Origin of the sequence: Anaerovibrio sp. (assembly GCF_045637405.1) — a bacterium.
Lineage (GTDB): Bacteria > Bacillota > Negativicutes > Selenomonadales > Selenomonadaceae > Anaerovibrio.
The window spans coordinates 1-8,239 of sequence record NZ_JAZTZI010000119.1; the positions used below are offsets into that span (position 1 = coordinate 1).

Here is an 8,239-nt window from a genome sequence, read left to right on the forward strand (position 1 = left end):
TAGTATGTCCTCCTGATGTGTTATTTATCGTAACTGGCAGGTCACGATATTATAATAACACATCAGGAGTTTTACTGTTTTAGGACTCATAGCTAAAGCTTTTCTGAACCACGCGACTATCGCGTGGTTTTCTTTATACAAAAAGCCCCAAAGCCTTGCCATACAAGACTTTGAGGTTAAATTCAAATGGTACGACAGGAGGGATTCGAACCCCCGACCCACGGCTTAGAAGAAGCTCCATGGGCTTTATCCTGCGTTTTCCCTGCCTTTTGTCCACTATATATACTACTTTTTTACAATCTTTCAGCCCAATGTCTACATTTTCTACATTGGTTCTTTTACTGTTGGGGTACAAATTGGGGTACAAAGTTTCTAGGCTCACTCTAAATACGCTATGTATATTTATGGGACGGTTCTGTATATGTTACTCATATTGGAATACATCACTACGACGTAAAAACACCACTTTTTATGATTTCCTTTATAGACTCTATGACTTGCTCATACGGTATAAACTTATATAGTAGCTTTTCCGTCTTATCATTATAATCGTCTTTGAAGAAGTCCTTTTCGACAATCTCTGCAAGTAAAGTGTTTGGATTCATACCATCTTTAACAGACAAGCAACGACTATCCTTCAGACGTTCCTGACGAACTTCATCCACTAATTGCCGACTTATATCAGCCAATGGTATCTTGGTCAGGATCTGATTGATATCATAAATATGACGAGAATACCTTTCTGATTTACCTTCAAGGTAGTAATCGCACAATGCAAAAACTTTATCAATAAAGGTCCTTCGTATATCCTGTACCGGCATCTTAAATGCCAATAGATTATATTCCAAAGCCGCCTCATTATTGTATTTCTCTACAGTTTCCCCTACAAATGAGCTAATCATCTTATCTTCCGTCGGAAAAGCCAACAAAGTCACAAATATCTCCACTATCATCTGTGGGCTGATGACTGATTTTCTAAATACAGAATCATATTCAAAAACAAACTTATTGAACTGGCCCCTGTGACGAAGCTGATCTGGATTGACTATCCGCAAGCGAAGTTGTTTTGCACACTCCAACACAGTATCAACCATCTTTATGCGCTGTCCCTGAGTTGGCTTCGTTGTAACTGTCAGGTCAATATCTTCTGAGAAGCGCTCAATAACCTTATATGCCTTGGATAAAGAGGTTCCGCCCTTAAATACGAAGCCAATATTGGATGCTGCAAGCAATCTCAACATCATGGACACATAGTAATCTTTCTCTATATAATAGCCGGCTCTATGCCGGTCTCTTCACGCGTCTTTTGAATAGCATCTATAAATATATCTTGATCTTCATGCAAGTACATCATAAATCTCCATTTTTATCAGTTCCTGACTCACTCTGGTCGGATAGGCATCAATATTGTCCTTGATCTGCCGCCATGTAACCTTGGCATTGGCAGCGAATTTTTTTACTATATCGATCGTTTCTTTTCTGCTAAGTTCCGAATATTTATTGGCAACAGATACTAAATCCAACAACATCAGAGCCATAACATTGTCTTTGTTTATAAGCTTTTTGGGACGGCTGATAAGCAATTTTTGGTTTCCTATCTTTACTTCCCGGCGCCGTTCCCCGCTTTCATTATTTGTAACAATGATTGTTTTGGCCGGAACCTGTGTAGTGATTCCAACCATGTTGGCTAAAGTGAAATCTGCGTAATAACCCAAAGGCTCTTCCTTGGTGCCAAGGTACTTATCCTCTATAACCTTCTGGGTATCAAATGCAGCTTCTCCAAACAGCTTTGATGCCTTAGGGAAATAATATACCCCTCTTTCAAAGCGTTTGAGTTGGTTGTTCTTTACCCACTTGGACATCAATATTCTGCAATAAGATGACGTAACGCCTAATACCTTCATCGCATCCTCAAGATAAATAGGTTCGTTATCTTCATATTTTTCCCGTAACTCCGCCAGTAACATAGTTTATCACCACCTTTTAGCTTAGTATACATTTTTTATATATATGTGTCAATTTTTGTATAAACTTTATTAAATACTTCACAATCTAAAAAAGCTCTGGATTTTACACCAGAGCAGTTGCTTCGCCCCTCCTAAGGGGCTGCAATATTATCTTCAATATATTTTTCCAATTTAGCTATAGCTTTATCCGGCTGATGAGCAAGCTCATGTGTGTAGAAATCAAGCGTAATCCTTGGGCTCGAATGACCCAATCTAGAACTTATTTCCGTAGGAGGCACACCAAGGTCCATCAGTATACTAGCATGATAATGCCTAAGTTGATGAAACGTAAAACTGTCAGGAATATTACATGCCCTCAATAGTGGTCTGAACCATCTACGTAAAAAGTTGGATGCTTGTATTGGAAAACCACATGGCGAGGTAAACATTAGGTCATTATGCCAAACATAAACATCACTTAGCTCATCAGCATACTGCTGCTGCCATTCCCGATATGTTTTTAGCATCTCCACATCCTGGCTTATTAGCTTGATAGAGCGCTTACTTTTAGGTGTTTTAGGTTCTTGAAAAACAGCCCCCTTACCAACCACATGTGCGAGGGACTTGCTAATTACGATAGTTCCAGATGCCTCATGTTTCTCCAGCTTTTCAACTACTCTCTTTTCCCTCATCCAGTCACTAAGAAGATAATACACAAAACTATTTTTGTAGCTACCATCCTTTTCATTATGCTTAGCAAAAATATCCTTTTTGAATTGAACCATTTTGGCTTGTAACTCATGTTTTTTGTCCGCCGTGATGCTCTGGCGCTCCTTCGTCCCATCCTCATATGTGATTATGAACTGAGCCCTATAGTGTCCATTTGTTCTTTTACTAATTGAACCTTTAGATATGCTGATAATTTGCATAATAACAACCTCCTTGTGCTGTATTAATCTTTTTAATACTAAATGTACTTGGAGGTTTATATTTTTAAGGTTACATTTTCGGCTAAAATCGCCCGTTTTTGTTCGGTTAGGGAGAAAAATGCACCCGACCGTGCACCCGAATTTGCACCTACTCAAACCCCTGAAGCCCTTTATTTATCTGGTATTGCTCAATCACATTATGGAACAACAGGTGTTCTAATGATGTCAATTCGTGCAACCGAACAACAAAAAAAGGCTTCAGAGCAACTTTTTCAATCACTCGAAAGCCTTGATATTACTATGGTGCGACAGGAGGGATTCGAACCCCCGACCCACGGCTTAGAAGGCCGTTGCTCTATCCAACTGAGCTACTGTCGCAAATAAAAATGGTCGGAGCAGCAGGATTCGAACCTGCGACCCCCTGGTCCCAAGCCAGGTGCTCTACCAAACTGAGCCATGCCCCGATCGTGTCTCCGCTTATCGCGTCAACACAATATATAATATACTAAACTACAGACAGTGTCAAGCAATTTATATATTTTTTAAACAATAAAACAAAATCATACAAGACGCTTTAAATCATCACGCATCTTAATAATCTCATTGTATCTATCCATGGCATCAGCTGGCATATTACCTGCACGCAGCTCCTCAGTCAAGGCAGCAACAATTTCATACATGGGTGTAATACCAAGATTTGCACTAACACCCTTCAGGTTATGAGCCATACTGAAGCCATCCTCCACACTATTAGTGGACAGTGCCGCCCCTAAGCCCTCAAACACGGTATCATCCAAAAATTTCTTAAAGCACTTCTCATAAAATGCTTCATTATTTAAAAATCTTGCCATTGCCTCATCAATGCCACATCCCATGGATTTCAAAGTATCTGTTAAAGCTGACATAAGCCTCTCTCCTTATGGTATAAATAATGATTGCTACATGATGCCATATTTTCTTATTAATAGAATACACCATCTTTTAAGCATAGTAAAGAAGCAATAACCATTATAACGCCATTATTCAAATTTTTCTTCTTTAGAAGAGAAATCTTCCAATTAGCGTTTTCCTTTCAGGACTAGCTTCGCGTCGCAACGAGCTGGGAGATATGCTCGCCAGTTATTATTTTTTGTTTTCCCCCACCTAAAGAGGAAGGGGACATCTTAAAGCTCGTTATTACATTAAAAATAGGCCTCCTGATTTCAAAGAATATCAAAAGGCCTATCCCGATATTTTTTTAATTCACTCAGGCCACTACCCGCTTTTTCTCCGGTGCCAATATGCGGGCACTGTTCAATACCACCGCCAAAGTTGCTGTGTTATGAATCACTGCCGACCACAGTGGGTTTATAACCCCCAGAGCTCCCAAAAGCATAGCCGCAGAATTTACCATAATAGTTGCCGTAAAATTCTGGTGGATAAGGTTCATAGTACGCCTTCCCAGCTGCAAAGCCTCAATCAGACGGGTAGGATCCTCGGAGCGGATGGTCACTGCTGAAGATTCAGCCGCCAAATCCGTCTGTCTGCCTCCAAGGGTTACCCCTACATGAGCAAAGGCCAAAGCTGGCGCGTCATTTATGCCATCTCCTACCATCATAACAGTTCCACGTTTTTTCAGCTTCATTACATGATTTGCCTTATCCTCCGGCAGTACCTCAGCATGATAGGAATCGATATCCATATCCCTTGCCACTTCGCTGGCAACAGTTTTGGAATCACCGGTGAGCATTACTACTTCGTCCACACCGTGGCGACGCATCTGATTTAAGGTCTTTTTCATCAACGGACGAATAGGATCCTTGATACCGATAGCACCTAACAGCTTGCCATCTCTGGAAACATAAATATATCCCATGGTTATATCTTCCACGGTAATCTGCTCCATGCCGGAAACCTTACGCTCCTGCATTAGCTTGGCACTGCCAACCAGCACCTCACCGCCTTTATATTCCTCAAAATCCGGTACAACCGCAGTCATCCCTCTGGCCACAATAGTCTTGGAGGATTTATGCTGTGGAACTGTCCATTCCTTGTCTTTGACATACTTTTGAATTGCCACTGATAAAGGATGCACTGAGTGATGCTCTGCCGATGCCGCCAGAAGCAGCAGTTCCTTTTCATCCACATTATCCACTGTGAGGATTGAAGATACCTGAGGTACACCGATAGTAATAGTACCAGTTTTATCCAGCACAACTGTATCAGTTTCCGCCAGAGCCTCAATATAGTTACCGCCCTTTACCAATATGCCCTTTTTGGCTGCTGCGCCGATAGCCGCGGAAATTGCTGTAGCCGTAGACAGCTTGAGACCGCAGGAAAAGTCAATAAAGAGAAGGTTCAACACTCTTTGCCAATCTCTGGTGGCACCATAAACAATAGCCGCCCCCAGGAAGGAAATTGGCACCAAAAGGTTTGCCATGGTATCAGCAAAATTCTGCACTGGAGCCCTTCTGGTCTGAGCCTCTTCCACCAGGTGTACTACATGGGCAAGGGAAGTATCATCCCCCACCTTTTCTACCTTGATAACGACCTCACCGGCTTCCACCACACTGCCTGCGTACACTGGCAATCCCTTTTTCTTCATTGCAGGGGCAGATTCTCCAGTAATAGAGGCCTGATTAATGGCCGCGGTTCCCGACAGCACCTGTCCATCAATGCAGATCTTTTCACCAGTATGAGCTGCAATAATATCTCCGGCCTTAATTTCCTTTACGGGCACCTTGCGCTCAATACCATTATCCACCAGCCATACATAAGGCTGGTTCAAATTCAGCAATCCGGAAATATGACCACGGGCCTTTTCAGCCGCATAGCTTGTAAGCATTTCCGCACCATTGGAAAGAGCCAGCAAACTAAGACTGGATTCAGGCTTACCAGCTAATACTGACGCCACCACCGCTGTAGCTGTTAGGGTATCCGCATTTGGTCTGTTATCCCTTACCAGTCCCGTAACACCATTTTTTATAAAATTACGGGCAATATACAAAATTAAGGCACTACGTAATAGCTTTACGCTGGCAAACGCCCCAGGTGAAGCCTTTTTGAGAAGCTGCATAGCAACAAAGCTACCTAAAGATAAAAGGGCCTCACGGCGATAATCCGCCATTTCTGGTTCTTCACCCTTTTTTTTGTAGGATTTCATAACTCTGGCCACCAGCAAATTAACCTTAGAAGAAGGAAATATACCATAGTACCATATTTTTAGCTCTGTGCCGGACACAACGGCAGAAACTATTCCCGATAAAGCCCTAAGGCGAACGCAGAGCATTCTGCTGTCAGGCTGGGACAATCGGGCTCCCAATTTTATACTATAACATTTAAAAGCCATTAAAACTTCCACCCCTTCATCATATGAAGAGCCCACCATACCATGGTAGGACCAGATGGTCGCTGACCTAATAGCAACATCTTACGAATACCACGAATCAAAAATATTACTGACAGCAGAGTGGACAAGTCAAACCAGCCACCGGTCAGGCATCGTACACGATTATTAAGGGAATCTGTGGTGTTATACCAATTGGTGGCATAAATGACAGGTGCCTTCCCCTTTTTTACTGGAATCATGGATTTGATATGCATCATCAGAGAATCCACAGCCTTATCATCTTCTTTATGGATGATCAGAAGACTGCCTGTGAGATAATTGATTTCTACCTTGGAAATCTTTTTGTTCTCTTTAAGCTTCTTTTCCATGAGAGCACCTAAAGCAGCATTATTTACCAAAGCTTGTATCCGATAACGGCGACGCCCTGGCAATTTACTTACTAAGGCAAACTCCGCTTCTTTGGCATGACCTTTGCAACAGCAACCACCTTTGCTTATTTTGCCCATTGCCATGCCATTTGCCTTGCTCCTCCAACGCTTTTTACCGCCAATTATTTCATGGATATTACGCCCGATGGCAGCCCCCATCATAATTCCAGACATAAATGACATTATGTTACCTCCTCACATGGGTTTTGATGTATTCCTCCACCCTAACTAATTCTTTATTGGCTCGCAATATCTGAGGGGTATATATAATCAAAATAGAACCGGTGACTTCGTTTACCTTCACGTCATCCAATTCCCCAACCCCATGCAGATAATCCAGGACCTGCTGGCACTTTGCCTTATCGCCAATAAGAGCTTTACTATACAAGCGCACACGTCCCGGTATATACGAAGACACTTCCACTGAGCGTACAAACAAATCCAATTTACTCTTTGGAAGATTTAAAACATCCATTAATCCCATTTTATTTACCACCTTTGCCGCATCTTGTCTTACTTTTTTGCAATGCTGCCAAGTATGTACTGCAGATACTCCCAGCCATATCATGCCACAGAGAGCATGTACCCTTTTATTGGCAAACCATATTGAAGCTGCAGTCCCGATGGCTGCTACTCCCATTGGCAAAGACAACGGCATATCCTTAATTTTATCTTTAAAACTCTTTTTATCCATACTGCTTCACTCCTACAGTAAAACGAGTCTATGTTAAATATCTTTAATAAGAAGAAAGAGGCTGCTCCAGATATTCCAAAGCAACCTCAATCAAAATGAACAATTACTCAGCCTGAGCTGCTTCCTGAGCTGCAATCATGTCCTCAAGCTCTTCCTTCTGACGCTGGAGCTCAGCTAAAGGAACCTGGCCTGCTGGAAGCATAGACTGCTGCATAGCTGCCATCTGCTGTTCACGCTCCTGCATAAAACGATAGCCAAAAATGCCTGCAACTGCACCTACTGCTAAACCAATCCAAAAATCTGTTTTCTGAAACATTAATACTTCCTCCTTCAACATATAACACTGAAGTATAACTTCACTGCAATTATAACACTCTTGTTAGTTTACATTCAATATTAAAGATATTTAAATATCTGGTGGCTTTATGGAAATAATAATTGTTATCATTATTATAATTCATTCCCCCTACTGAGTCCAGCTATTTTTTCTTTAATAAATACTTCTCCAGGCAATAAAAAAGAGTCACTTCACTCAGAAATGACTCTTTACAATGTAACCGGCAACTTCCTATCTAAGCTGGCCGACCGCGGAAATAGTTCGATATACAGTCGAACTATTTCCGGGCAATATGCCACCGGCATATTGCCCCCCAACCAAGTACTTTTGGAGACGTATCCAAGAGGCATAAGCCGATTGGTTAATACGTCCCATGCGAAAACGTCCTGCGAAGCGTAGTTGAGCAGCTGACGTTGACCGCCGGCGTTTTTAACCTTCTACGCACATAAACGCCGAGGCGGCCTGGATAAACAATAAAAAAGAGCCATCTCATCAGAAACAGCTCTTTTCTAACCGGCAACTTCCTATCCTCCCAGGCCGTCTCCAGCCAAGTACTTTCGGCGTTTATGTGCTTAAC

9 protein-coding genes and 2 tRNA genes are annotated in these 8,239 nt (G+C 42.0%); all 11 read right to left on the reverse strand.

Annotated features, from left to right (window positions below; translation table 11 throughout):
• Positions 1-446 precede the first annotated feature (446 nt).
• Positions 447-1,244: a nucleotidyl transferase AbiEii/AbiGii toxin family protein gene (locus ACKI5G_RS08435; RefSeq protein ID WP_407399436.1), complete on the reverse strand. Its 798-nt coding sequence runs from the start codon at positions 1,242-1,244 to the stop codon at positions 447-449.
• Positions 1,245-1,337: 93 nt separating this feature from the next.
• A complete protein-coding gene (locus ACKI5G_RS08440; protein WP_407399424.1) occupies positions 1,338-1,967 on the reverse strand; it encodes a DUF6088 family protein in 630 nt (209 codons plus the stop codon).
• Positions 1,968-2,098: 131 nt separating this feature from the next.
• Entirely contained in the window at positions 2,099-2,875 is a 777-nt protein-coding gene (locus ACKI5G_RS08445) for a site-specific integrase (protein WP_407399426.1), read from the reverse strand.
• Between the two features lie 301 nt (positions 2,876-3,176).
• Positions 3,177-3,253 (reverse strand) — tRNA-Arg (locus ACKI5G_RS08450).
• Positions 3,254-3,262: 9 nt separating this feature from the next.
• A tRNA-Pro gene (locus ACKI5G_RS08455) sits at positions 3,263-3,339 on the reverse strand.
• 96 nt (positions 3,340-3,435) lie between these two features.
• Positions 3,436-3,780: an Hpt domain-containing protein gene (locus ACKI5G_RS08460; RefSeq protein ID WP_052212184.1), complete on the reverse strand. Its 345-nt coding sequence runs from the start codon at positions 3,778-3,780 to the stop codon at positions 3,436-3,438.
• A gap of 341 nt (positions 3,781-4,121) precedes the next feature.
• A complete protein-coding gene (locus ACKI5G_RS08465) occupies positions 4,122-6,203 on the reverse strand; it encodes a heavy metal translocating P-type ATPase (protein ID WP_407399428.1) in 2,082 nt (693 codons plus the stop codon).
• On the reverse strand, positions 6,203-6,814 hold the full coding sequence (locus tag ACKI5G_RS08470) for an HMA2 domain-containing protein (protein ID WP_407399430.1): 612 nt from the start codon (positions 6,812-6,814) through the stop codon (positions 6,203-6,205). The genes ACKI5G_RS08465 and ACKI5G_RS08470 overlap by 1 nt, the downstream gene beginning before the upstream one ends.
• Before the next feature lie 4 nt (positions 6,815-6,818).
• Positions 6,819-7,325 carry an HMA2 domain-containing protein gene (locus ACKI5G_RS08475; RefSeq protein WP_407399432.1) on the reverse strand — a complete coding sequence of 169 codons (507 nt, stop codon included), beginning with the start codon at positions 7,323-7,325 and terminating at the stop codon, positions 6,819-6,821.
• Between the two features lie 103 nt (positions 7,326-7,428).
• Positions 7,429-7,641 (reverse strand): hypothetical protein, encoded by a 213-nt coding sequence (locus ACKI5G_RS08480; protein WP_027398005.1) that lies wholly within the window; start codon positions 7,639-7,641, stop codon positions 7,429-7,431.
• A gap of 382 nt (positions 7,642-8,023) precedes the next feature.
• The coding region (locus tag ACKI5G_RS08485; RefSeq protein ID WP_407399434.1) for a hypothetical protein at positions 8,024-8,239 on the reverse strand (216 nt) is incomplete at its 5' end.

Bases quoted from the DNA above. Each gene is read 5' to 3' on its own strand.
- ACKI5G_RS08435 (WP_407399436.1), bottom strand. From the start codon at position 1,244: ATGATGTTGAGATTGCTTGCAGCATCCAATATTGGCTTCGTATTTAAG.
- ACKI5G_RS08440 (WP_407399424.1), bottom strand. From the start codon at position 1,967: ATGTTACTGGCGGAGTTACGGGAAAAATATGAAGATAACGAACCTATT.
- ACKI5G_RS08445 (WP_407399426.1), bottom strand. From the start codon at position 2,875: ATGCAAATTATCAGCATATCTAAAGGTTCAATTAGTAAAAGAACAAAT.
- ACKI5G_RS08460 (WP_052212184.1), bottom strand. From the start codon at position 3,780: ATGTCAGCTTTAACAGATACTTTGAAATCCATGGGATGTGGCATTGAT.
- ACKI5G_RS08465 (WP_407399428.1), bottom strand. From the start codon at position 6,203: ATGGCTTTTAAATGTTATAGTATAAAATTGGGAGCCCGATTGTCCCAG.
- ACKI5G_RS08470 (WP_407399430.1), bottom strand. From the start codon at position 6,814: ATGTCATTTATGTCTGGAATTATGATGGGGGCTGCCATCGGGCGTAAT.
- ACKI5G_RS08475 (WP_407399432.1), bottom strand. From the start codon at position 7,325: ATGGATAAAAAGAGTTTTAAAGATAAAATTAAGGATATGCCGTTGTCT.
- ACKI5G_RS08480 (WP_027398005.1), bottom strand. From the start codon at position 7,641: ATGTTTCAGAAAACAGATTTTTGGATTGGTTTAGCAGTAGGTGCAGTT.